Source organism: Maribellus sp. CM-23 (genome assembly GCF_021354595.1).
Classification (GTDB): domain Bacteria; phylum Bacteroidota; class Bacteroidia; order Bacteroidales; family Prolixibacteraceae; genus Draconibacterium.
Window position 1 is genome coordinate 728,133 of the sequence record NZ_JADWYJ010000002.1, and the last position, 23,371, is coordinate 751,503.

Annotated in this window: 18 protein-coding genes; 9 read left to right on the forward strand and 9 right to left on the reverse strand. The window is 42.5% G+C overall.

Features of this window, described 5'->3' with window-relative positions; translation table 11 throughout:
- The first annotated feature begins 173 nt into the window (after positions 1 to 173).
- On the forward strand, positions 174 to 938 hold the full coding sequence (locus INQ51_RS10280; protein WP_233377886.1) for a DeoR/GlpR family DNA-binding transcription regulator: 765 nt from the start codon (positions 174 to 176) through the stop codon (positions 936 to 938).
- Positions 939 to 1,155: 217 nt separating this feature from the next.
- On the opposite strand, the gene INQ51_RS10285 is transcribed toward INQ51_RS10280, so the two are convergent.
- The 8 genes from INQ51_RS10285 to INQ51_RS10320 form a co-directional block, all read right to left on the reverse strand.
- Positions 1,156 to 2,475, reverse strand: a complete 1,320-nt coding sequence (locus tag INQ51_RS10285) for an Ig domain-containing protein (protein WP_233377887.1) — start codon at positions 2,473 to 2,475, stop codon at positions 1,156 to 1,158.
- 21 nt (positions 2,476 to 2,496) lie between these two features.
- A complete protein-coding gene (locus tag INQ51_RS10290; RefSeq protein WP_233377888.1) occupies positions 2,497 to 4,050 on the reverse strand; it encodes a calcineurin-like phosphoesterase C-terminal domain-containing protein in 1,554 nt (517 codons plus the stop codon).
- A gap of 35 nt (positions 4,051 to 4,085) precedes the next feature.
- On the reverse strand, positions 4,086 to 6,398 hold the full coding sequence (locus tag INQ51_RS10295; RefSeq protein WP_233377889.1) for a hypothetical protein: 2,313 nt from the start codon (positions 6,396 to 6,398) through the stop codon (positions 4,086 to 4,088).
- Positions 6,399 to 6,587: 189 nt separating this feature from the next.
- Positions 6,588 to 8,360, reverse strand: coding sequence for a RagB/SusD family nutrient uptake outer membrane protein (locus INQ51_RS10300; RefSeq protein ID WP_233377890.1), 1,773 nt, complete (start codon positions 8,358 to 8,360; stop codon positions 6,588 to 6,590).
- A gap of 11 nt (positions 8,361 to 8,371) precedes the next feature.
- Positions 8,372 to 11,650, reverse strand: a complete 3,279-nt coding sequence (locus INQ51_RS10305) for a SusC/RagA family TonB-linked outer membrane protein (protein WP_233377891.1) — start codon at positions 11,648 to 11,650, stop codon at positions 8,372 to 8,374.
- Between the two features lie 36 nt (positions 11,651 to 11,686).
- A complete protein-coding gene (locus tag INQ51_RS10310; RefSeq protein ID WP_233377892.1) occupies positions 11,687 to 13,177 on the reverse strand; it encodes a hypothetical protein in 1,491 nt (496 codons plus the stop codon).
- Positions 13,178 to 13,327: 150 nt separating this feature from the next.
- Complete coding sequence (locus INQ51_RS10315; RefSeq protein ID WP_233377893.1) at positions 13,328 to 14,230, reverse strand: glycerophosphodiester phosphodiesterase family protein; 903 nt, start codon at positions 14,228 to 14,230, stop codon at positions 13,328 to 13,330.
- Positions 14,231 to 14,311: 81 nt separating this feature from the next.
- A complete protein-coding gene (locus INQ51_RS10320; protein WP_233377894.1) occupies positions 14,312 to 15,877 on the reverse strand; it encodes a glycerol-3-phosphate dehydrogenase/oxidase in 1,566 nt (521 codons plus the stop codon).
- 401 nt (positions 15,878 to 16,278) lie between these two features.
- Here INQ51_RS10320 and INQ51_RS10325 point away from each other — a divergent pair, with 401 nt between their 5' ends.
- Complete coding sequence (locus INQ51_RS10325; protein WP_233377895.1) at positions 16,279 to 17,628, forward strand: ATP-binding protein; 1,350 nt, start codon at positions 16,279 to 16,281, stop codon at positions 17,626 to 17,628.
- Between the two features lie 12 nt (positions 17,629 to 17,640).
- On the opposite strand, the gene INQ51_RS10330 is transcribed toward INQ51_RS10325, so the two are convergent.
- The gene (locus INQ51_RS10330) at positions 17,641 to 17,871 is read right to left on the reverse strand and encodes a hypothetical protein (RefSeq protein WP_233377896.1); all 231 of its coding nucleotides are present in this window, start codon (positions 17,869 to 17,871) and stop codon (positions 17,641 to 17,643) included.
- A gap of 438 nt (positions 17,872 to 18,309) precedes the next feature.
- Here INQ51_RS10330 and INQ51_RS10335 point away from each other — a divergent pair, with 438 nt between their 5' ends.
- From INQ51_RS10335 to INQ51_RS10365, 7 genes are read left to right on the forward strand one after another with little or no spacing between them, the layout of a single operon-like run.
- Positions 18,310 to 18,876: a DUF4255 domain-containing protein gene (locus INQ51_RS10335; RefSeq protein ID WP_233377897.1), complete on the forward strand. Its 567-nt coding sequence runs from the start codon at positions 18,310 to 18,312 to the stop codon at positions 18,874 to 18,876.
- Between the two features lie 7 nt (positions 18,877 to 18,883).
- Positions 18,884 to 19,900: a hypothetical protein gene (locus tag INQ51_RS10340; RefSeq protein WP_233377898.1), complete on the forward strand. Its 1,017-nt coding sequence runs from the start codon at positions 18,884 to 18,886 to the stop codon at positions 19,898 to 19,900.
- A gap of 20 nt (positions 19,901 to 19,920) precedes the next feature.
- Positions 19,921 to 21,582, forward strand: coding sequence for a phage tail sheath family protein (locus tag INQ51_RS10345; protein WP_233377899.1), 1,662 nt, complete (start codon positions 19,921 to 19,923; stop codon positions 21,580 to 21,582).
- Positions 21,583 to 21,610: 28 nt separating this feature from the next.
- Positions 21,611 to 22,063 (forward strand): phage tail protein, encoded by a 453-nt coding sequence (locus INQ51_RS10350; RefSeq protein ID WP_119435969.1) that lies wholly within the window; start codon positions 21,611 to 21,613, stop codon positions 22,061 to 22,063.
- Between the two features lie 4 nt (positions 22,064 to 22,067).
- Positions 22,068 to 22,526, forward strand: coding sequence for a phage tail protein (locus tag INQ51_RS10355; protein WP_233377900.1), 459 nt, complete (start codon positions 22,068 to 22,070; stop codon positions 22,524 to 22,526).
- The gene (locus tag INQ51_RS10360; RefSeq protein WP_119435967.1) at positions 22,526 to 22,708 is read left to right on the forward strand and encodes a DUF5908 family protein; all 183 of its coding nucleotides are present in this window, start codon (positions 22,526 to 22,528) and stop codon (positions 22,706 to 22,708) included. Before INQ51_RS10355 ends, INQ51_RS10360 begins: the two co-directional genes overlap by 1 nt.
- A gap of 11 nt (positions 22,709 to 22,719) precedes the next feature.
- Entirely contained in the window at positions 22,720 to 23,367 is a 648-nt protein-coding gene (locus INQ51_RS10365; RefSeq protein WP_147383954.1) for a CIS tube protein, read from the forward strand.
- Positions 23,368 to 23,371: the final 4 nt, after the last annotated feature.

Genomic DNA, 23,371 nt, shown 5'->3' on the forward strand with positions numbered 1-23,371 from the left:
TATGAAACAAACATACACAAAAAGAAAATAACAACAATTGTTTTTATTCTTTTTTATCCAATAACTACAAAACAATCATGAAAAATTATGATATGAAACAAAACACATCTTACCAAATGCACAAAGCATCTCCGAAAAGCCTATATTTGCACAAATACTAATAAAAAAATGCCATGCTAAGTATTGCTGAAAGACACAAGTACATTCTGGACATGCTCAATAAAAACGGTTTTATCAAAGTTTCTGACATTTCGCGCGAACTTGATGTAACACCCGTTACTATACGAAAGGACCTGAAATACCTGGAAGAAAAAAAGCTTCTGTACCGCACACACGGAAGTGCCAGCCCGGTGAATCCGCACACTGCTGATATCGACCTACAGGAGAAGGAGAAAATGAAAATTTCAGAGAAACAGCGGATTGCATTGGCTGCCTGTCAACTGATTGAAGAAAATGACTCGATCATCATAGCTTCCGGCTCAACAGCTCATACTTTTGCGCAGGAGCTCAATCCTCAGGGAAACCTGACGGTAGTTAGTGCTTCACTCAAAACATCGTTATTACTTAGCGGCAAGCAAAACATTGAAGTGATTCAACTTGGCGGAATTGTGCGGAAAAACTCGTTCTCGGTGGTGGGCGACTTTGCCATCAAACCCTTCGATGACATGACCTGCTCAAAACTATTCCTTGGTGTTGACGGTATTGACTTTGATAACGGGATCACCAACTCAAATATAGAAGAAGCCATTCTGAATAAAAAGATGATGAAATCTGCCCTAAGAACCATCATTATTTCCGACTCGTCTAAATTTGGAAGAAGAGGATTTGGCAAAATCTGCAACCTCGACCAAATCGATGTTATAATTACCGATTCAGGAATTGCGCAGCACACAGCTACTGCCATTGAAGAAATGGGGATTGAGTTGATTATTGTATAAAATTGGGGGAAAATAAGCATTGCTCTCATTCCGGAAGAAGTCTCCCACCGATGCTGAGCAACTGCTAATTTTTTTCTTGCTGAAGAAATTGATTTCCTGATGTTTTTGCGGAAAAACAAATGAATGCCAAGCCGGGAATTTCTTATTGAACATCCGCATGCATTAAAGAATTTGCAGGACTCAGCAGACCAAAACAACTTAACAGCGAAAACAACTCTTACCTGTAAACAAGAATATTTGCTCTTCGCTTTTCATCTGTTGATTTTGAAGCAAATCCCAGGTAAATGGCTCCATTCTTTATTTTGATACCTTCAGCTTCCATGTAACCGGTATTGGTAATCCCATAACTGCTCAAATCGTCCAGGTTCGAAATGGCCCGAACTTTTGTTTTTTCTTTTACAATGGTTCCGTTCGTATCAAATACCGACACGTAAGCATTTGAAGCTCCGCTGGAAACAGAATTTTCATTTCCTTCTCCTTCATAAAAATACAAATACCCACCAGCAACATCGAAACCCTGAAAAGCATAATAACCAATCCTGGCGGGATCAACCGTTTGTGCAACCTTAAAAGAATTTACCGGAGTAAGCTTTCCAAGATTTTTAACTCGTATGGTTCTGTTTTCTGTTTGCTCAAGAGGGCCGCCAGCCTCTTCTCCGCCGTATGTGATCGAAGATAAAGTAACCTGCTCTTCTGACAGAGCTCTGGCTTCGCTTAACTTATAAAAATAAAAATACCGGAAAGGATCTCCCCCTCCTGACGTAGTAACAGCAAGTATATCGTTTTCGGCATCAATGGCCGGATGAATATTCGTTTTTCCGGGCAAGTAGAAACTTTCCCCGCTAAATTTCTCAACTATCCCTCCCGGAACATATTTCAATCTGGAAAATGTTTGATTGCTTCCATATGAACCATCACTACCTTTTGTCGCATTACTATTTATCCAGAGATACACCTCATTTCCTTGCTCCTCTATAGCCATATTGGTTCCATGCCCAAAATATTTCAATTGCATGTAATCGAGATAAGGCTGATTAGCCGCGCCTCTTACAACAAAAATCACGTGCGGCAAACCACCACCGAGCTGGTCATAAAAGATGGTTCCGTCCGATGCAACATCAAAACACTGAATCACGGTGTTACGGACAAGATATATTCCCTTACTATAAATTAATTCGTTCGACAACTGAGCTTCCAACTCCCTCAACCCTTTAATTAGCACATGTATTTTGGCCGTGGCTGATATGGTGCTGCCTGCCAGCTGAACAACGACTTCGGCACTTCCTCCTTTTCGGGCAGAAACAAGGCCCTTTTGATCGACTGCGAGTACCGACTCATCCATGGATCTCCAGGTCAAGTCAACATCAGCCGGAATGGGCTTAGACAACTCAAGCTGCAAAGTCTCCCCTTCGCTTAAAGCCCACGTTTCCCTTGCAAAACTTAAAGAATCGATACCAGAATCCTCCCCCTTACCACAAGAAACCAGCAGCCAACACAGCAAAACACACAAAACAAAACCAATACTATTTTTAATCATAACCCCGAAATACTTTTAAAATTAATAAGCCTGGGCTGTTTCGAAACCCGACACAATTTGATCCTGCTTATAAACATTCCCAAATCCATCAGTAGCCCGTATTTCAATGGATGCATTTGAATTTTGAGGCAGATAAAGATACAAGTGCTTGCAGGCCGGGCTGTAATTATCGGGATTTCGGTTCAAGACCCCAATATGGTATCCAAGCGACCACGCATCTTTCAATGACTTAGACAAAGGCTCCAGGTCAGCCACCTTAACCCCGTCTTCGTAAGCTTCTACTTTCCAGTTACTATCAGCATTCCACACATTCGCGATAATTGCATTTTCGCTTTGGTTGAAGCTATAATATCCGTATTGCCCGCCAAAAGCAACATCTCCCTTGTGTAAACGTATCTGAAAATCAGCAGTCATCCTCGTTGGTTTATAAAACCAATCAGAAATAGTGTTTCCATTGACCCGGTAAACTGCATAACCATTGGGTGTTCCATCCCCGTTAATAGTTGACCGCCACCACGAACCGCAAGCAGCGGCATGCACATGTTCGTAAATATTGTCGGATGAAGTATGAATATAATTCTCACTGTAATGAGTATGTCCACACATCAGATGCACTTCAGCAAACCCTTTAACAACCTCAAAAAGCTTTGCCCTGTTTTTAATGCTGCTTGCACCCCTGATCGGAATGTGATAATAAACAATTACCATTTTGCTTTTAGGAACATAGCTCAGATCTTTTTTCAGCCACTCCATTTGCTGATCGGTAAATCCTCCGGAATAATCTGAGGCATTTTCAAAAATGATATTATCCAGGCAAACAAAATGAACTTCGCCCCTGTTGAACGAATAATTCAATGGCCCGAAAACTTTGGAGAAGGCCTCGGCTGTCCGCGGTAAATTTTTATCCACTCCAGCCACTTTATCGTGATTTCCAATTGTTGTAAACACGGGCATCGGGCTTGAACCAGCCAATATTTTCATTTGACTGAAAAATGCAGGTTTATCTCCTACCACGTCGCCCATTAACAATCCGTAACAAGGAGACGATTCTGCTCCTACCTGCATCTTTATATCCTCCATGGTTTCCGTTTTAAACCGATTGAATTCATCCATATTGGTTACCTGCGGGTCCCCGACACAAATCAAAGTAAAACCTGACTCAGCACTGACAAGCCTTTTCAATTCAAAATCAAATCTCTTACCTGTACCTATCTCAGAATAAAATGATGCCATATTTCCTGACTCTCCCGAAGTATTTACAGCAAACTCTTCCGGTGTTGAATAATATACAAATTGCGCGGCGGCATTTTTTTTCATCTGGTATACTCCGTCAGAATCGGTTAAGGTACACGAGTAACCATCACTTACAACCACATTCGAAACCGGATTTCCGGCATCATCCGTTATTAGCCCATACAAGTCCATTCCCGCAGCGGGGGTAATTTCAGTTTCGGGTGGCTCTGAGTCTTCAGGAATACCCGTAGCGCTCTCGCCACAACTCCAAAATACAAATGCCAACACCCATAAGCCCAAAAACATCCGGACCAGATCTCCTACTTTTCTATCGTTATTCATTTCTCGTATTTTAAAATCTTTATATCAAGACCATTCTATTCCTCCACCAATCGCAAATCAGTATTATTCTTCACATACACATCGTAATCTGCCGGAGCTTCATAATGATAAATCAGGCGATTTCCTTTTTTCTTCCAACGAAGATGAAAAGCACCTTTCTCCAGGGGCATACTTCCCTCACACCAGACAAGGTCAACTTCATTCAACTCAACACAAATTCGCTTATTCTCCAAGTCCACATCTTTTACACCCAATACATCCCGGTAATAAGCATGTGCAATATGTGAAGCAAAACCATGATTCAAACTTGCCCGGGTATGAACATTCTCCCACAGCGTTCCGGTGAGCTGAGCCATCGGCTCGAAGTACTTCACCGACTCACGCACCATCTGATCCGCCTCACCATAACGAGAGAGCAACTCAAGTCTTAAGTAATTTCCGATAAAGGCATTCGAAGGATAAATTTCTTCATAGAGATTCTTATCCTCCCGCTCAGGCCCAAAATCACCAACCAAGGTCTTCCACAATTCCGGATAGTTTTCAGGGCTTGCCGTTTCGAAAAAGAATGCATAATACTGACACGTTTCTGTTCGGTTTTCCGGCTGAGGAACAAGCACTCCATCAACCCTAACAGCATTATCAATAAAGAACTGCCCGTCAAAAGCGTGTTCCCGGATAACCCTTCTAATTCGATTTGCTTTTTCCACAAGCTGAGGCCAATTATATAAGCAACCAGCCGTTTCGAGCATGGAGGCATATAACATATTTGTCGGATAATTCACATCCTGAACAAACTTGTTGGCTTTTGACCATTCAACAAAAACCCACTTTTCCAAACTTTCCAACAAGCCGAATTCATTCTCATACGGAACAAAAAAATCAAGCAGATCAACCACGCGCTGACGAGATTCAACAATCATCTGGTGATCGCCACTTCGCTTCACATATTCCTCCAGCTGCAAAATATACCACATCGCCCAGTTGGGGATGTAGTTTGCATTGGAATGATCAGCCGGGTAACACATTGGCAACATACCTTTGGGCAAAAACTCAAAGCTTCCAGGCAACAGAAAATTCTCCAGAAAATTCGTTTCAATCAATGTATTCCCGGAGAAATTAAAGGCCACGCGAGCGGTGAAATAGCTATCGCACAACCATCCGGCCCGCTCCCGATGCGGGCAGTCCATAAAAATATCCAGGGCATTCTGCTTGTATGTTTCCAGAGCGGCATCAAAAATTCGGTTCATAGAAGTATCACTGCATACAAAACTTGCCCGAGCAACATCCCCGTTCACATATTGCCGAATATAAGGTTCGCTGACGACTCCATCACCCGATTCAATTCTCACTTTCAAGTATTGCAAAGTGTATGGTTCGAAAGATTCAAGATGATAGGTCCCCGGTTTCAGTTCGTAACTAATTTCATTTTGACATCCCAACCGGTAAGGGTGAATATCTCCGTCACCATTCAAAATCTCGTCCCAAAAGAAACGTAACCTTAGAGGGGTATTCGCCACAACCTGAGCTCCGATAAAACCGGTTGAATTGCATTCAAACTTATAGATACTGTCATTGACCTGATGCTGAGATTTCCGAATAGAATAATCGGGATACTTAACACGTCGTTCAATCAATTTTTTAGCAGCTGTTTTTTCCAGCTTCAAAGCCCGAAAATCGGTATCATCCCCGCTTTTTGTCCATGCCTGAAAATCAGGAGCTAACAGGTAAGCCTCTGCGTGGGCACGCTGAAAGCTATAACGAGGCACATCCTGCTTACGCTGCTGCAAAATGGCAGCCTCAAACAATTCCTCCCTATTTTCCGTGCTGGTATAAGCAATAACCCGATTGTTACTGGTTAGCTCAGCTTGTAAAAAGGCTGGTTGATTGATCTGAAAATAGCTGTCGACATTGTAACCAACAACCTCAATCGCAACAGTGTTATCCCCCAAATGCAGTTTATCCTTCAAATTGTACTCATCAACCCGATAATAACCATGACCAGCCACACAGGGACCATGTCCCAAAAACTCACCATTGATAAATACCCGGTAACGCGAAGAGGCTGCCAGCTTCAATCTTACATCAAAAAAATCTTCTATTTCAAACTTAGCCCTGAAGCTGACTGTTAGGTTTTCTTCCTGCTGCTTTGAATTGTGTCTTCCCGAAGAGGTTAAAACATATACTCCTTTGTTGTTTTTCACATTTCGGCTATCTACCCAAACCGGAACAGCTTTTTGAAAAAAACGAGATCCGTCCGATCCCTGAACATTTCGTGCCAAGCTGATATTATTGATCAGCAGCAAAAAACAGCCCATGAGCACCATGTAATCTTTTATCGGTTTAATCATATCGTGTTAGGTTTATTCTGACTTCAGTGTTGCACACTGGTTATTATCTGATATCGTTAAATGCAAGAGAGAAGAAGGAGAAATCCCCCTTCTTCTCAAAAACTAATTACTACCTCTCAAAGTCAAGCTTAATTACCTGACTTCCTTGAAAGCGTCTAAAACATATAGCGTACTCTAACTTTTTCAAGATTACTCCCATCCCTCATTTTGAGGCAAAAGATTCGGATTCAATGTAATCGCGGTTTGCGGAACAGGCCTTAAGTATTGCTTGTCCGACCAATTCCGGGCAACTCCCCATGCCCAAATCAGATGCCCTTTATCTCCTTCGGACAATTTAATATTTGTTCCGAGGATGACATATTTCACCCCACTTACCGTGGGAGAAGGCTTGGCATCAACAATACAAACATCAGGCTTGCCATCGCCGTTCAAATCATAATTAACGTCTTTTGCCGGGATGTATATCCCCTTCCAGGGCATATTCGCCGATGTAAGTAAATCTCCTTTTTTCCATCTCATTAAATCTTGATAACGCAGGCCTTCGAAGCACAGTTCAATTCCTCTCTCCCTTCTGATCTCCAACAAGTATTTATCTGAAATACCGGGGAAAAACATACTTTGCAAATAGCTATCGGCCTCTTTAGGTTCTGCACTTGCCACTCCTGCACGATCTCTCAAGAGCTTTATCGTTTGGTTCCATTCTCCTGAACCAAATTCACCAAGCTCTGCTTTGGCTTCTGCATAATTCAACAACACCTCGGCATATCTGATAACAGGAATGCTGTTTGTACACTGCCCCTGTCCATCGTGCCACGAATCATCAAGACTCCACTTTTTAATATGATATCCCGTCAGTGTTACGGCAAAATCGGGAGGAGCAACCGTACCATCTGCCCTGTAATATCCTTCGGTACGTATCGATTGACTCAGGCGATAATCCCGATTTTTCATTTCATCGTAGAATTCGATTTCGCTATAATTTGCCTTATCAGTAAACCTGCTTCCATCGCGCATAAGATAGGTATCAACAAACTGCTTGATCAGCGACCACCGGCTACCATTTGTAGGCGAATTGAAGTTCCATGTAAGATCGTGCCATACCCTTGATTCGGTATTCATCACTCTGGCCAGGATTACTTCCCTTGCAATCTTAGGCATTCCTGCCAAATCTTCTGCAACAAATAAGTCACGGTAATCACTCTCGGGGTTCCCGGTATTGTACAAGCCATACTGGTCCGAATCAATCAATTCTTTCGCAGCACTGGCAGCTTCCCGCAACCAGGTATTTGCATCCGAAAGCCCAAGCTCGGCATGATACTTTCTGTAAGTACCTTCATAGAGGCATATTCTCGATTTCATGGCCAAAGCAGTAAACCTGTTTACCAAACTGCTGTAGGTATCTTTGGTCTCCTTCATATGCGTGGCAGCGAAAGTAATGTCTTCCAATACTTTTCCCATTACAAACTCACGACTATCCCGTGCCTTATTTAATTCAGGATCATCGGGATCCAATGCATTCTCGTACCAAGGAACGGCACCAAAAGTCTGAACTTTATCCAGGTAAAATACAGCACGCCAATACCTTGCCAGGCCAATGTAATGATTCAGCACATCTTCAGAAACAGGAGCCTCAGATGCATTTTCCAGAAAATAGTTAATGTTTCGCAAGGCGCTCCAGTTACTAACTCCCCATCCCGACTGATCTATCGAACTCCAGTCGCCGGTAAGAAAGGTGGAAGGACTATTAATTGCAGCATAATCCGAAGTTCCGTCGCCCCGTGCAATATCATTGGCCGAAGGCAGGTTATCTTCGTAAAATGAATAAGAATATATTTTCAGATCATTTTCAGAACTAAAAAATGTAGAAGCATTTAACTGATGTATTGGTTCCTTTTCCAACATATCCTCACAAGCAGTAAAAACAGTGCTTATGGCAACCAATATATATAATACTTTTTTCATAAGTCTTTTATTTAGAATGTGATATTAACTCCAACAGTAACACTCTTCAGCATTGGATAGCTGTAACCATTTTCAGTATTTGTATTACTTGCCTGATCCGGGTCACCGGATTCAATTACTTCCGGGTCAAAATTGGTGGTATGTTTTGTCAAACCTGTCCAGGTCCATAGATTTTCACCTGTCACATAAAATTTCACAGCTGTAAGTTTCATTTTAGAGACTAAATCGGCCGGCAAAGTATAATCAAAAGTGACAGCTTTTAAGCGCACGTATGCCGCGTCCTGCAAGTACCTGGTATTCTTAACCCCCATTGGCTTGCTGGTTGAATTAGACATATACGCTCTCAACCTTGGCCAATAGGCATTAGGATCTTCATTCACGCCTTCAATCCACATATTTCCAACCTGGTCAGTTGGATAATACCCGTACTGACGGTTGTATTGTCCCCAAAAATATCCGGATTCAATGTCAGGATACCAGTCTTTTTTGCCAACTCCCTGGAAGAATGCGCTCACTCCAAATCCACGATAATTGGCTCCCATATTAAACCCAAACTGATAACGTGCCTGATCATTTCCAATAATACTTAAATCACCATGATCATTCAGAGTATTGGCTCCCCTGTAAATAATATCATCATTATCCAGGTTTTTGAATTTCAAATCGCCGGGAAGAAGCATTTTACCTTTTGACACCGGAATTTTTGACTGATCGGCATGGGCTGCAATCTCTTCGAGACTTGTAAACAAACCTTCAACGGTATAGCCCCAAATATCGCCCAGTTTCTGACCTTCATAATAAGAACTGAGCAACATGTTTTCATTCCCCAGGTATTTAGTAATCCAGCTCTGACTATCCCAAAGCATAAACTTCACGTTGTATGAAAAGTCACTTCCGGCCAAAGCAAACCGGTCTTTCCATCCTACCGTCAATTCCCATCCCAGTGTTTTCAGGTCGGCGTAGTTTCCTTTCGGAGCACTTGCCCCCAACACCTGCGGAAGATCAGGACCGGTAACATACATATCCGTAGTATTTCTCCGATACCAATCGAAACCTACATTTAATTTTCCCTTAAAAAGATCGGCATCAAGACCAATGTCGTAAGTTGTTGCTTTTTCCCATGTCAGGTTGTCCGGAATAAGCGTTGGCAATTCAGTGAATGTCTGGAAGCCCCCATTCAGCAACAACGAAGTTTTTCCCACATTCATTAATTCTAGATAAGAATACGGGTTCACATTACCGTTTCCTAATGTACCGGCCGAAGCTCTTAGTTTCAGGTTATCTAGCCAGCTCTTGGTTCCTTCCATAAAACCTTCGTCAGAAATGCGCCAGCCAAAAGATGCTGACGGGAAAATACCCCACTGCTCATTGGAAGGGAATTTGGAAGAACCGTCATAACGGCTGCTAACCTCAAACAAATATTTTCCTTTATAAGCATAATTTGCTCTGAAGAATAAACCGATGAAAGCCCAGTCAACACTTCTTTCTTCCATCACATAATTTATCCCGTCCATTAAAATAAAATTAGGTTTATCGGGATACAAATATCCATCACGCCTGTTGTACAGGTTTCTTCTTTTCGAGGACTCAACGTTTCCTCCCACCAAAATATTCAAGGAATGATCTTCCCCCAAATTCGGGGTATAGTTACCTGTCAGGTTCGAAGCAAAATAATTTGTTTCCTGGTTCCACATCCTTCTTAGCGACTGTCCCTTTTCTGCAAAAAGCTCAGGACCTTCACTGTACGGGGCATACCGGTTAACCCGGGTACGCTGATAATCTTTATAGCTATAGGTGAAATCTCCTTTGAACGTTAACACATCTTTCACCGGCATATAAGTAGCACCTACTGTATTTCTCACATTCAATGTATTATCATCCTGAAAAGAAGTTTTATTATGAAAATCACCTACCCCGTTATAAATAGAAGAGTATGTATAGGATCCATCCGGATTAAACATTAACGCCATAGGATACCCCTGGTGTTCAAGATTTCGCTGCACCAACTCATCGGCATAAGACATCAGCGGATAATGATATTTGTTATAATCCATCGAGAAGTTATTGTCAATGGTCAATTTCGGGCTTACCTTGATCTGTCCTTTCGCCCTAAAATTGTACCTTTTCATATCGTCGGAGTTATAGCGATAAATACCATCCTGTGCAAAATATCTTCCCGACACATAATAACTTGCCACATCGCTTCCGCCATTAATACTCAGTTTGTGATCAGTCCCCTGGGTCCAGTCTTTGTAGAGTAGCTGATTCCAGTCAGTATTTCCAAAATACTCGTATTCTCCGTCACTGTTTACCCTCACGCGGGGAAGCTCCGGATTATCATTTCTCCTTTTCAATTCTTCGTACCACGAACGGGTAAAAGGAAAAACGTTATTAATGGAAGTTGGATCAGAAGCAGAATAGTCATTATAGCCATAATAAGCATTTAAAAACGAGGTCGTCCACTCATATCCATTTGTTACAAATGAAGGCTCTACCGTTCTTGTCAGGAAAGATGCACTGCCATCGTAGTTCACTTTTAGCACTCCCTTGTTTGCTTTTTTGGTCGTTATAAGAACAACCCCAAACGTACCCCGCGCTCCGTAAACAGCTGCAGAGGATGCATCTTTTAGTACCGATACACTTTCAACATCCTGAGGGTTCAATGTACTTGGGTCTCCTTCAACGCCATCAATCAAAATCAAAGCACTACCACCAGCTCCGATCGAAGTCTCCCCCCGAATATTGTAACTCGTTTCCCTGTTGGGCTTTCCGTCTCTCATCGTAATATTAAGGTTCGGAATCTGCCCTTGCAAACTACGGGTTATACTCGGTGTTGAACGATTTTCCAAAGCTTCTGAAGTAATCTGATCAACCGCACCAATCAAATCCCTTTTTTTGGCTGTACCATAACCAATTACAACTACCTCATCGATATCAGACAATGCACTTTCAAGTGTCACGTTAAGCGAGGAACGACCAGCTACATCAATCGTAACTGTTTTATAACCGATATACGAAAAAGACAACTTTGAATTTTTATCAGGAACCTGAATACTATATTTTCCCTCCAAATCGGTAACCGCACCAATGCTGGTGCCTACAATCTGAATAGATGCCCCCACAAGAGGTTCTCCCTTATCATCCGCAACAACACCTGATACTGTTAGGTTTTGCTGAGCTACAGCCGTCGACGGATCAGAATATCCATTCTCTTCGGCACGGAGCGTCAAACTCCCTGTCAGTAAGATGAAGATAGCTGAACCAACTATTATATTATTTATTTTACTCACTAATTTCATGATGTTAAAAAATAGAATTTATTGATACTACTTATCTACAAACACTGTACAGTCTGCTGAATTCTCAATATCGGCAGTAGATGCCCCCGGGTAATCTTTCATGTTGAACAAGAAAACGGTTCCACTTCTTGGGGTAAGCCATTCAGTTGATGTAACCTTTCCACCAAGCTTAATAAAAGTACCTACATCCTGAGCGCCAACCGGGAACAAGTAAGTATTCGTACCCTCGCCAAATAAAGCCTGTTGTTCACCGGTGTCTGAGTTTGTCCGACTATAAACATCATTGTCGGGCATTTGGTAAGCCTGATAAGTAACAGACGTTCCAAAGAAAATCGCATCAGTTGGAACTGTATTTTCATCCACATTTATTCCTTTGAAAACAGCGATTCCATCCGGAGCACTTTTCGTAACCGAAGATTGTGATTTTCCACTGCCATTGCCCAAAAGCCCGCTTCCACTTTTCGCAGCGCCGTTACCATTTCCTCCGGCCTGAGCAGCATAATCAACTCCCCAGAAAATACCCGGATCTAACTGAGGACTAACCGTTAACTGATAGTAGCTACAAATAGCACGCGCACTACCTCCTACATAGAAATACTGCCCTTTACTCACCGAGCCAGTTGTCAGGTTTATCTGGTACACTTTTTTACTTGCTTCATCATACAAGCCTTCAGCCCATCCGTATTCAGTTGGCGATGTAGTATTGGTAAATACCACACTGTAATTAGTTTCAGCAAAATTAATGTCTTTTAAAGCCATAAGCTGTACATATTCATACTGTCCCGGATGAACAAGACCATCTCCTGAAACCGCACCGGTTACCGGACTATCCGATCCTCTCGGGTCATGCACAAAACCAGTAATAACAATGTCTGAATTATGATAGATCTTCTGAATCAGGAAGGTTTCCGAATTGCTTTCGCCTGCTCCTACAGTTGAAACTGCCTGGGCAAAAACCGAGATATTATTATCGTCGTAAACATATACATTATAGGTTCCGGCAACTGTTTTCGCAAACGCGACTTTTCCCTCAGCATCGGAAAGCCCCTCTTTTAATGAAACAGGATCACCTCCGTCCATCGTTAACAATTCCACTTTACGGCCAACAATCGGTTTATCTTTATTATCAACCAACATTACGGTGAAAGTGTAATTGTCGACAAAAACATCGAGCGCCCATTCAACATTATTCGAGGCATTATCACTGGTAACAACTATTTCTGTTGCCCCCAGCTCCTCTCCATTTTCTCTAAACGCTTTCAGAATATAATCTCTTGGCTCCAGGCTTTGAAGACTAGCTTTGCCAAGAACCGACGTAAATGTAGAATCAACTACGAAATCAGGCTTATTATCAGAATAATAAACCTTTACCCACACATTCGACAACGGAATTCCTTCCGCATTTGTCAAAGACAAGCTGCAATTATTGATTTCCGGAATTGCCGGATCATCAAAATTATCGCAAGCATAATACAGCAAGGCTGTAGCTAATAGAATTAACATAAATGCTCTCTTCATAAAAGTTCAGATTTAATTTTTATTAGTCAATAGAATACCTGGATGCTGTTTCCCGAACAACATCCCTACTTAGTCGACGTTAATCTCTAATACTTATTCGCCTGGGAAGTCTATATTTTTTTATCTACCGGTATACAATCCAATAATCGCTTACTTAAGCAACCCAAACACTTCAGTCGGAAAATCTGATTCCACAATATCAGGATTGGCTTTTAACGATTCCATATACGCCTGCTTGCGCTCTTCGGCTGTTTTCAGTTTATCATGAGTTGGAGAATACGAAACCATGCAACGAATTCCTTTTGCACGCAACTTTTCTACAATTTCGTTATTGGACTCATCAATTGTACGCCCCACATAAGCAATCATATTACTTGCCGGAACACCCGAAGCCATCATGTCTTCAAACTCTTTTTCATTTCGGGAAAAAGCAGAAAACATGATTGTGGGGAAACGATCGTAGTAAAACCTTGCCTGCTCGCCGTTATGCACCGTTAGCATCACATGAGTTTCGGCACGGTGTTTTTCGATCAACTCCGCAATCATTTCCAAAGGCACATCTTTTTTATCCAGGTTAACAACCGTTTTTCCCTTACTCCACACAATCACCTCCTCCAGGGTCGGGATGCGGCAGTCAGTAACATTGCCTTCACTATCTTTTAAACGGACATCCTGCAATTCCTCCCAGGTGTAGTCTGCCAGCCGGCCTGTTGCATTTGTCGTGCGGTCCAGCGTAACGTCATGCATCAAAACAATAACGCTGTCTTTTGTCAGTCGGGGATCAATTTCAAAAAATGCAGGCATGTGCTCCAATACATTCTGAAAGCCCTCAATACTGTTTTCAGGGAAATGTTTTTCGCGCCCTCCACGATGCCCGCTCACAATAATTGAACCGCCTTCTTTGTAGCGGAAAAACTCCTGGATCTCTTTTGCCGATTTGAACTCAAGATAATTGTGCTTAACCGGACGCTCTGTAGCTGAACATCCCGCCAGCAACAAAATGCTCACAACAAACATCTTTGAAAGAAAAGCTTTACTGTTTACTATTTTCATTTCTGATTACTTTTTTTGGTTTCAAGTTGCAATAATAGTTTCGATTCATTACACTTCCATTAAAACTGGAATAAAAAAAGCTTAAATAAGATAACATTTTGCGAGCTGGTTAAATACAGCAACCTGCTCACGGGCCCATTCATTGTTTTTACCCAATTCTTTCGCCAGAATTGAAGCAACACGGGGAGCCATCTCTATGGCAGCACGCGCATCCAAAAACAATGCTCTCACGCGCCGCGCCAACACATCTTCCACCGTTTGTGCCATCTCTTCCCTCACTGCCCACAACACATGCGAAACCCGGAAACTGTATTCAGGGTGCAATAATTCTTTATTGGCAGCATCATTCTGCTCCAGCTGGCGCAGCTTTTCCCGGTCGCTTCCGTAAACGTAATCCCAGCCACTCTCCGGCTCCTGAACCGCATAACCATGCAGTTTCATATTGGCCGTAACACACTTGCGCCGCGAAAGCCCACCGATGCCAATCGCGCGATCAACCACTTCTTCGGCCATTTCGCGATAGGTGGTCCATTTCCCTCCGGTGATGGTCAAAAGACCTGAATCAGCCTGGTAAATCTTATGACTTCGGGAGATTTCTTTCGTTTTCTGACCATCTCCGTTTGTAGGAGCTGCCAACGGACGAAGACCGGCAAAAACAGAGAGCACATCGGAGCGCGTTGGCTGTTTGGCCAGGTACTGCCCTGCCTGATCCAGAATAAAATCAACTTCTTCCTCCAACGCACAGGGTTCCAGCGATGCCTCGTTCAAAGGAGTATCCGTCGTTCCCAACACCACTTTGTCGTGCCACGGAACGCCAAACAACACTCGTCCGTCCCTTGTTTTCGGGATCATCAGCGCTGAATCGCCTCCCAGAAACTTTCGGTCAACAACCAGGTGAACTCCCTGACTCGGACGTACTTTCTTATTCGCCTGACGGCTGTCCATACCCATCACATCGTCAATAAAAACACCCGTAGCATTGACTACCACCCGGCTGTTGACCGTAAATTCATCGTCACTCAGCAAATCCACTGCACGAACGCCACAAACCCGGCCACTTCGGTCTTTTTCCAACCCGTTAACACGAGCATAATTCAGACAAACACCTCCATGATCAAAAGCTGTCTGCGCCAAAGTGATGGCCATCCGCGAATCGTCAAACTGGCCGTCATGATAAACTACGCCGCCCATCAATCCGTCCTGTTTCAATCCCGGGATTTCTTTTTTTATGCGTGAGCTTGAAAGCGGCAGAGAACGCCCCAACCCCAGCTTTCCGGCCAGCAAATCGTAACAGGTCAGACCAACCGTATAAAACGAGCGCTCCCACCACTTGTAGTTACCAATAATAAAACGCATGTCGCGAACCAGGTGAGGCGCATTGCGGCGCATACGACCGCGCTCCCGCAGGGCTTCAATCACCATACGAACATCGCCCTGCGCAAGATAGCGCACTCCGCCATGAACAAGCTTCGTACTTCGGCTTGATGTGCCTTTTGAAAAATCATCCTGCTCAAGCAATACAACACGATATCCACGCGCGGCTGCATCAACTGCTATCCCCAAACCGGTAGCTCCCCCACCGATCACCAAAATATCACTCTCATACTTTCCGGAACCAATCTTTTCGGCTAAGCCCTCTCTTTTCATGCTCACTGTATTTTTTCAAGTAAAATATCCCAAAACGAAACAAAATATATCTTTATTTTTCCTTTTCTTTCTTTTATTGCTCAAAAACAAAACAAACATACACAAAAGGAATAATAAAGAATATAATTTATTCTATTTTTTTCTTCTTTTTCTATTTTAATTTAATTTACAACACAAATCGAAACACCCCATTTACTCAAAACAAACAAATAACAACCCCTTATTTGAAAACAGAAAAAGAAAGCAGGATATTGGTTTATTGATAAAACATCTCCACTTAAAAATGATTTATAGAGAAAACAACTGTGAGGAAACAACAGAATGCAATATTTCAGGTTTGACTTTTCCTGATGAAATCCGTAATTTACGTCGAATAAACACGAACTTATCCGTTTTTACACATGACCATTAAATCAATCAATGCAGCTTTTATTGAACAGGAGCTTCAATGGTTTCAAGACCTTATAATGCTGCGGGGAAAAATAACGTTTGAACGATCGGCAAACGAAACGGCCATTGCAAATCTCCCCTTACCATCAGCCGAAAAACACATGTGCCCCTATACCGACCTGATAAAAAAACATGGCATGAGGATGGAAGAAAGGCTGATTCTTGTTTTGGCATTAATTCCACACATAAAACCATCGTTGCTCGACTTGCTGCATATGAAAAACGAGTTATACGACATTCCTTTTACCGAGTTTGGCGGGGTACGAAACGAAAACTTTAAAGGATATCTGCCGACAGGTGAAACAGCACTTTTCTTATTGGCAGGACACGATTTGGGAAAGCGGTTCGATCTGCTTCATTTATTAGACAAAGAACATTACCTGAGAAAGCACGGCATTATTAACCTCGAAAAAAGATCGAGCAATGCTCCGATGGCTTCCGGCCTTTTGTCTGTTACACCCGAGTATTTGTATTATTGTACCACCGGTGAAAAATACAAGCCGGATTTTAATGCCGATTTTCCGGCCAAAAGGATTACCACCAGCCAGGAATGGAGTGATCTTGTTTTGCCGGGAAACTTATTGCAAGGCTTGGAAGAAATAAAAGATTACATCGAACACGGCAAAGACCTGAAAAACAATTTCAGTTTTGGCAAAAAGATCAAACCGGGGTTCAAAGTTTTGTTCACGGGTCCTCCGGGAACAGGAAAAACACTGACAGCCAGCCTGCTTGGAAAACAATTCAACATGGACGTTTACAAAGTAGACTTGTCAATGGTAGTGTCAAAATATGTCGGCGAAACAGAAAAAAACCTTTCCCGCATTTTTGACCTGGCAGAATCGAAAGACTGGATCCTGTTTTTTGATGAAGCCGATGCTTTGTTTGGCAAACGAAGCAATACTTCTGATTCCCACGACAGATACGCCAACCAAGAAGTTTCATTTCTACTTCAGCGCATGGAAGATTACGACGGCTTGGTTATTCTTTGCTCCAACTTCAAAAAGAACATCGATGAAGCATTTTTCAGGCGCTTCCAGCTAATTCTGGATTTTGAAATTCCGGATGTTTATCTCCGTCACCAGCTCTGGGAAAAGTCAACCACCTCTGATTTTGCCTACGATAAAGACATCAATATCGATAATTTAGCTGAACAGCATGAGCTAAGTGCCGCATCCATTATTAACGTGTTACATTATTGTATTCTGAAATGCATGCGCAGAAAAGACAAACTCATTCGCTGGCAAGACATACAGGCGGGTTTAAAAATGGAAAAAATGAAAGAAGGCAAAAGCATTGTTTAGTTCTTTCGGACATCAGGAATCTGCATTGCTCATGTAATACTCCACTACAATATCTTGTTTGTCATCGTTTTTTTCTCCTGGCAAAGTGGAGCTTTTCTCTTCCAAGGCTTTTAAGCGGGCTTCCAACTCCAACAGCTTTTTCTGAAATTCCTGTTGGTTGTCCTGTCCTTTATCTATACTGGTTTCAAGAGCAACAATTTCATCCTGAATTTCTTTAAACCGTACATTTAGCCTATTTAACATAATTTCCAATTCTTTCCACTTAAAAGAATAGTTGATCACAGCTTTAAGCCGAAGCCAAAACACCGTCGCGACAACTATTGTTACAAGCACTGAGATTATCAATACCAATAACACATCTGTAGTAAAAAAAGCAAGCGTCGTCATTGTAATCAGGTATTGAACATTTATCAAATATATAATCAGCATTTCTCTTAAAAAGCGGTATGTAAGTTAACCCATAAAATGATCAAAAGCAAAACAGATACATAATGCTAATTAAAAAAGATAATTATATCCTCATATAGGTTTTAATATATATTTTCTGTAACTTACTTCAACTTATTGAAAAGTAGAACCGAGTCACGCTCGACTACACTTAATTGACAATCAAGACAATAGACCATTAAATCAATCCATTTCTTGATTCTCACAACATTTGGGCATTAATCCTTGTGGAACATGATAGATGTTACGCTAACGTATATTAGAGACCTGTTGAATGAACATTTTAGGAATGAATTCTCCATCTCGGAAAACAAAGTGGTTCTTTCGAACATTGTTAAACCGGATGGTTCCGAGGCTCAAAATGTAAGCGGGAAAATCGTTTTTTTTCTCGTGGGGCTGGAAGAAGAATCTACCCTAAAAAACAGCATTAACCGCAACCAACATTCCGGCGGAGGAGCCTACGCATACCGAAGCTCCTCTTTACCTGTTAACCTGAGATTGCTTTTTTGCTCCAACTTCGACAGCAATATTTACATCGAAGGACTAAGCTATTTGTCTGCCCTTGTCAGGTTTTTTCATGCCAACAAACGCATTCCTCTCGATATTCCCAACTCTAACAGTCCCAAATACATCAGTTTTGAGCTGTGTAGCCTGGGTTACGACGAACTTAGCCACCTGTGGTCGGCAATTGGCAGCAAACTTATGCCATCGGTTTTATACAAAGCCGGAGTTGTGATGCACGATGATATCTCGATTCAGAAAATTACGCCGGCAGTCAGCAAGCCCGAAACAGCTAATTGAACAGGTCATGAAACAAAGCTTTACACACATACTCACCGTTCAATTTGACCACAGTTACTTTCATGACAATAAGTTTAAACCCATTCAAATAAGCTACGACGCCCCAACCAGCCAATTACTCAAGAACTACGAAATCATCATCAAACCATTTCCGGGAGGATTTCACCTGCTGACAACCGATCCGGACCTGCTACAATCAGATAAAGAATCTGCATCACTCAAATTCAGGTTTACTTGTAGCGACGCGTATTTTATAAATTACTCTGACCTACCCCGGTTCGACCTGAGAAACCATCTTTTCTACTTTAACAACCTCGCTCCCCGCCCCGAAACTCCCGATACATTGTTTTTACACGCTGAAAAATATGTATCCGTAAACGACATTGTTGCGATTGCCTCCCAAACCATCCAAACGAAGGAAAAGGAAGGAGAAGTTAATTTTAAAGATGCCAGGGGAACACCAATAGCTCCCTGGAAATCCAACCAATCTCCGTCAGGAACAGCCTACCAGTTTGCTGATTTACCGGAAGGAATTATCAATGTACAACTCAAGCCAAGTGAAGCACATAAGATTTATTACACCGGCGAAGCAATGTGGAAAAAGCCGTTGGGGATACTCGAAATCTTTCCGGACGAGCTACACAGGCATTTTACGGAAAACGGAAAGATCAATTATAGCATCAAATTTAACAACCGATCCACGGTTTGGAAATACTTCATCGTAAACCCGGTTTACCAGAAGTTTCAAAACCTCGCCATCATCAATAAAAAGAAAGAACAGGTTTTTAACGACCCGCAAAAACAAACCGTACACGAAAATACCGAAGCCTGGGTGTTTGAATCGAAAGAAAAACTTCCTATTGCCGAACTTCTGGACGACTCATTCCAGCTTATAGAGGCAGAAGAACCAACACTGAAAAAAGGACGGATTGTGATCAAAAGACTACGCAACGCAAGCCCCGACTTTATATACAACGACGAAAAGCAATTGACTGAAATTCAATATTCTCATATTTATATATAAACCATTAAAGTAGTAAGATTATGGCACAAAAATTAATGACTCCGGGAGTTTACATTGAAGAAATCAATGCGTTTCCCGGTTCTGTCGTTGAAGTAGCGACAGCCATTCCTGCATTTATTGGGTATACACAGAAAGCCTCCAGAAATGGAAAGTCTATCTCAAAGATGCCCACCAGGATTACTTCATTATCAGAATACAGGCAGTGGTTCGGCGGCCCCGCTGAGACACTATTCGAGCTTGCTGATGTAGGTGAAGGAGAACTGGCAATGCACGAGATCACGATTGGCGACAATACCAAAGAGATCAAACAAACCAAAGGTGAAGGTTTGTACTTGTACCGGGCCATGCAGTTGTTTTTCGACAACGGCGGCGGAGCCTGCTATGTGGTTTCGGTAGGCACCTACAAAACCATGCAGGATGTAAAAAAAGAAGAACTGGTAGAGGGAATCGACACTTTGCTAAAAGAACAGGAACCAACCATGGTGCTTGTTCCCGACGCCATTAAACTAGGTGACGAAAGCTACGACGTATACAAAAAGGCTTTGGCTCACTGCTCGAAAATGCAAAGCCGCGTAGCCATTGTTGATCTTTGGGACGGATACAGCACCCGCGTTAATACCGACAACGTTGATATCATCGACAAATTCAGGGAAAAAATTGGTACCGAAAACTTAAGTTATGCGGCCGCTTATTATCCCTGGATGAATACCAGTATCGTACAGAAAGGAGAGATCGATTTCCAGATATTGGATCCGAAAGTTGAATTGGGTACCGTTTTAACTGAAAAAGCAGCGAAACCTCTTATCAACGATTTCCCAAAAGATGAAGATGGCTTCAAAAACGCACTCATCAAAGAACGACCGGATGAATTGGCAGCTGCGTTAACTGCTGACAATCCAACAGATTTAGCTACAGTTGTGGAAGAAGGAAAACTAAAGGAAGGTATTACTGCTGAAACCTTAAACGGCTTGGGAGCATTGCCCGAAACAGAAGCTTTGCTTGAAAAGTTCGTTGAGAACAAAAAGCGAAATTTCCATCTTGGGTTGATTGCAACCAGCCCAACTTATTCCGACTTGCTGGACGAAATCAGGGCAGTCATGAACATTTTGCCGCCATCTTCGGCACTGGCCGGTATCTACACCGCCGTTGACAACAGCCGCGGAGTTTGGAAATCGCCCGCCAATATAAGTCTGAACAGCGTGGTAAAACCGACGGTTAACATTACCCACGATGAACAGGAAAACCTGAACGTAGACGCAATTTCCGGAAAATCGATCAATGCAATACGCACATTCCCGGGAATAGGGACACTGGTTTGGGGAGCACGTACACTCGATGGAAACAGCCTCGACTGGAAATACATTAACGTTCGCAGAACCATGATCATGCTTGAACAGTCGATCAAACTTGCGCTTCGTTCGTATGTATTCGAACCCAACGACGCCAACACCTGGATCACCGTAAAAAGTATGATCGTTAACTTTTTAACCGAAAAGTGGAAGCAAGGTGCATTGGCCGGAGCCTCTCCCGATGATGCCTTTGAAGTACAGGTGGGTCTGGGTTCAACCATGACCGCACTGGATATCCTGGAAGGAAAAATGCTGATCACAGTAAAACTGGCCATCGTACGACCCGCCGAATTTATTGTGGTGACATTCGAACAGCAAATGCAAAAATCATAATCAGAAATAATCATAAAAATAGAAGATCATGGCAGGAGAAGCACAAGACAAGAACTGGCCCTTACCAAAGTTTTATTTTATGGTAGACTGGGGAAGCACCACCAACATTCCCTTTCAGGAAGTAAGCGGATTGGATGTGGAAGCTCAACCTCTTACCTACCGGCATGGCAACAGTCCCGTATTTTCGGAAATAAACATGCCGGGAATGGTTAAGAACAGCAATATAACCATGAAAAAAGGAGTGTTTGCCAAAGACAACAGTTTCTTCGACTGGTACAATAAAATAAAAATGAATACCATCGAACGCATGAACGTTGTTATCAAACTACTCGACGAAAGTGGTAACCCGACGATGACATGGACACTTACCAATGCCTGGCCAACCAAGATCAGTTCCACTGATTTGAAATCGGAAGCCAACGAGGTAGCCATTGAAAGCATCGAGATTATGCACGAAGGACTCACTATTTCAAACGGATAACTCTATGGGTAGCGACAGCTTTTTTCAGACCGATTATGCCCCACCAACAGCATTCTACTTTTCAGTAAAATTCGATGGATTTTCGGAAATGGATGCCAGTTTTCAGGAAGTTTCCGGTTTGAAAGTAACCTTAGATACCATTCCAAAGAAGGAAGGTGGTGACAATCATTTTGTTCACCACCTTCCTGTTCAGCCAAAGTACGAAAACTTGGTGCTAAAAAGATGCCTGCTGGCAAATTCCGGTTTGGATGACTGGTGCAGAAAAGCCATTGAGGATTTCAAATTCTCGCCCAAGGATATAACATTATCTCTATTGGGAAGCGATGGAACGCCGCTGGCATCGTGGAGAATTATGAGGGCCTACCCCATTTCGTGGGAACTCGGAACCTTAAACAGTACTAGCAATCAACTTGCTATCGAGTCCATTACGCTGAAATACAGACAGTTTAAAAAATACGCCTGATGACATTAATTGTAAAAGAACTGGTTATCCGGGGGGTTGTTACCGACAACCATTCGCAACTGCTTGATTCGTCGATTGAAAAAGATTTGATTAACCGACAATTGGAGAAGTTTCGGAAAGAACTGGAAAGAGAGTGCACAACCAAAGTATTGGAAAAACTTGAACGTAAATTGATTCGCTGACCATGGGGGAAATGACCAAACTGAAAATACTCGCTTACACCGATCCGGATTTTTCCAGCCAGGTGGGCGAGTTCGACGCACCGGTTAACCCGGAATCCTTTCAGACCAAAAACGAGCAAGAGTTTTGCACCCGGGATACAACCGATGGCTCGAGTGCAAAAACAGCACGTTTCAAAGGAACCGGTAACAGCTATTTTGAACTTGTTTTATTCTTTGACGGAACGGGAGTCATCAACGAAGACGATGTAAGCCAGAAAATTGATGAAGTTAAAAAGCTGGTTTATACTTACAACGGCACCATCCACGAGCCAAATTACATTAAAATTTTGTGGGGCACACAATCTCTTTTCCAGGGAAGGCTTCAAAACTGGAACGTGAATTATACCATGCTGGATACCGACGGAACACCGCTTCGTGCAGAGGTTACCATCGTTCTCCTGGCTTCGGTCAGTGCCAAGAAAAAGGCACTCGAAGAACAAAAGAATTCGTCTGACCTCACCCACGTCAGGACAGTTATGGCCGGTGACAGCCTTCCGCTAATGTGTTACCGCATATATGGTGACAGCAGTTATTACATCAAGGTAGCGCGTTACAATAACTTGACTGACTTTCGCTCGGTTAAACCAGGCCAAACGATTGTTTTTCCACCGGTAAACTAAACAC

Excerpts from the sequence above, each read along its gene's own strand:
- INQ51_RS10325 (WP_233377895.1), top strand. The coding sequence starts at position 16,279 with ATGACCATTAAATCAATCAATGCAGCTTTTATTGAACAGGAGCTTCAA.
- INQ51_RS10290 (WP_233377888.1), bottom strand. The coding sequence starts at position 4,050 with ATGAATAACGATAGAAAAGTAGGAGATCTGGTCCGGATGTTTTTGGGC.
- INQ51_RS10335 (WP_233377897.1), top strand. The coding sequence starts at position 18,310 with ATGATAGATGTTACGCTAACGTATATTAGAGACCTGTTGAATGAACAT.
- INQ51_RS10355 (WP_233377900.1), top strand. The coding sequence starts at position 22,068 with ATGGGTAGCGACAGCTTTTTTCAGACCGATTATGCCCCACCAACAGCA.
- INQ51_RS10300 (WP_233377890.1), bottom strand. The coding sequence starts at position 8,360 with ATGAAAAAAGTATTATATATATTGGTTGCCATAAGCACTGTTTTTACT.
- INQ51_RS10345 (WP_233377899.1), top strand. The coding sequence starts at position 19,921 with ATGGCACAAAAATTAATGACTCCGGGAGTTTACATTGAAGAAATCAAT.
- INQ51_RS10295 (WP_233377889.1), bottom strand. The coding sequence starts at position 6,398 with ATGATTAAACCGATAAAAGATTACATGGTGCTCATGGGCTGTTTTTTG.
- INQ51_RS10340 (WP_233377898.1), top strand. The coding sequence starts at position 18,884 with ATGAAACAAAGCTTTACACACATACTCACCGTTCAATTTGACCACAGT.
- INQ51_RS10350 (WP_119435969.1), top strand. The coding sequence starts at position 21,611 with ATGGCAGGAGAAGCACAAGACAAGAACTGGCCCTTACCAAAGTTTTAT.
- INQ51_RS10280 (WP_233377886.1), top strand. The coding sequence starts at position 174 with ATGCTAAGTATTGCTGAAAGACACAAGTACATTCTGGACATGCTCAAT.
- INQ51_RS10315 (WP_233377893.1), bottom strand. The coding sequence starts at position 14,230 with ATGAAAATAGTAAACAGTAAAGCTTTTCTTTCAAAGATGTTTGTTGTG.
- INQ51_RS10320 (WP_233377894.1), bottom strand. The coding sequence starts at position 15,877 with ATGAAAAGAGAGGGCTTAGCCGAAAAGATTGGTTCCGGAAAGTATGAG.
- INQ51_RS10285 (WP_233377887.1), bottom strand. The coding sequence starts at position 2,475 with ATGATTAAAAATAGTATTGGTTTTGTTTTGTGTGTTTTGCTGTGTTGG.
- INQ51_RS10360 (WP_119435967.1), top strand. The coding sequence starts at position 22,526 with ATGACATTAATTGTAAAAGAACTGGTTATCCGGGGGGTTGTTACCGAC.
- INQ51_RS10310 (WP_233377892.1), bottom strand. The coding sequence starts at position 13,177 with ATGAAGAGAGCATTTATGTTAATTCTATTAGCTACAGCCTTGCTGTAT.
- INQ51_RS10365 (WP_147383954.1), top strand. The coding sequence starts at position 22,720 with ATGACCAAACTGAAAATACTCGCTTACACCGATCCGGATTTTTCCAGC.
- INQ51_RS10330 (WP_233377896.1), bottom strand. The coding sequence starts at position 17,871 with ATGTTAAATAGGCTAAATGTACGGTTTAAAGAAATTCAGGATGAAATT.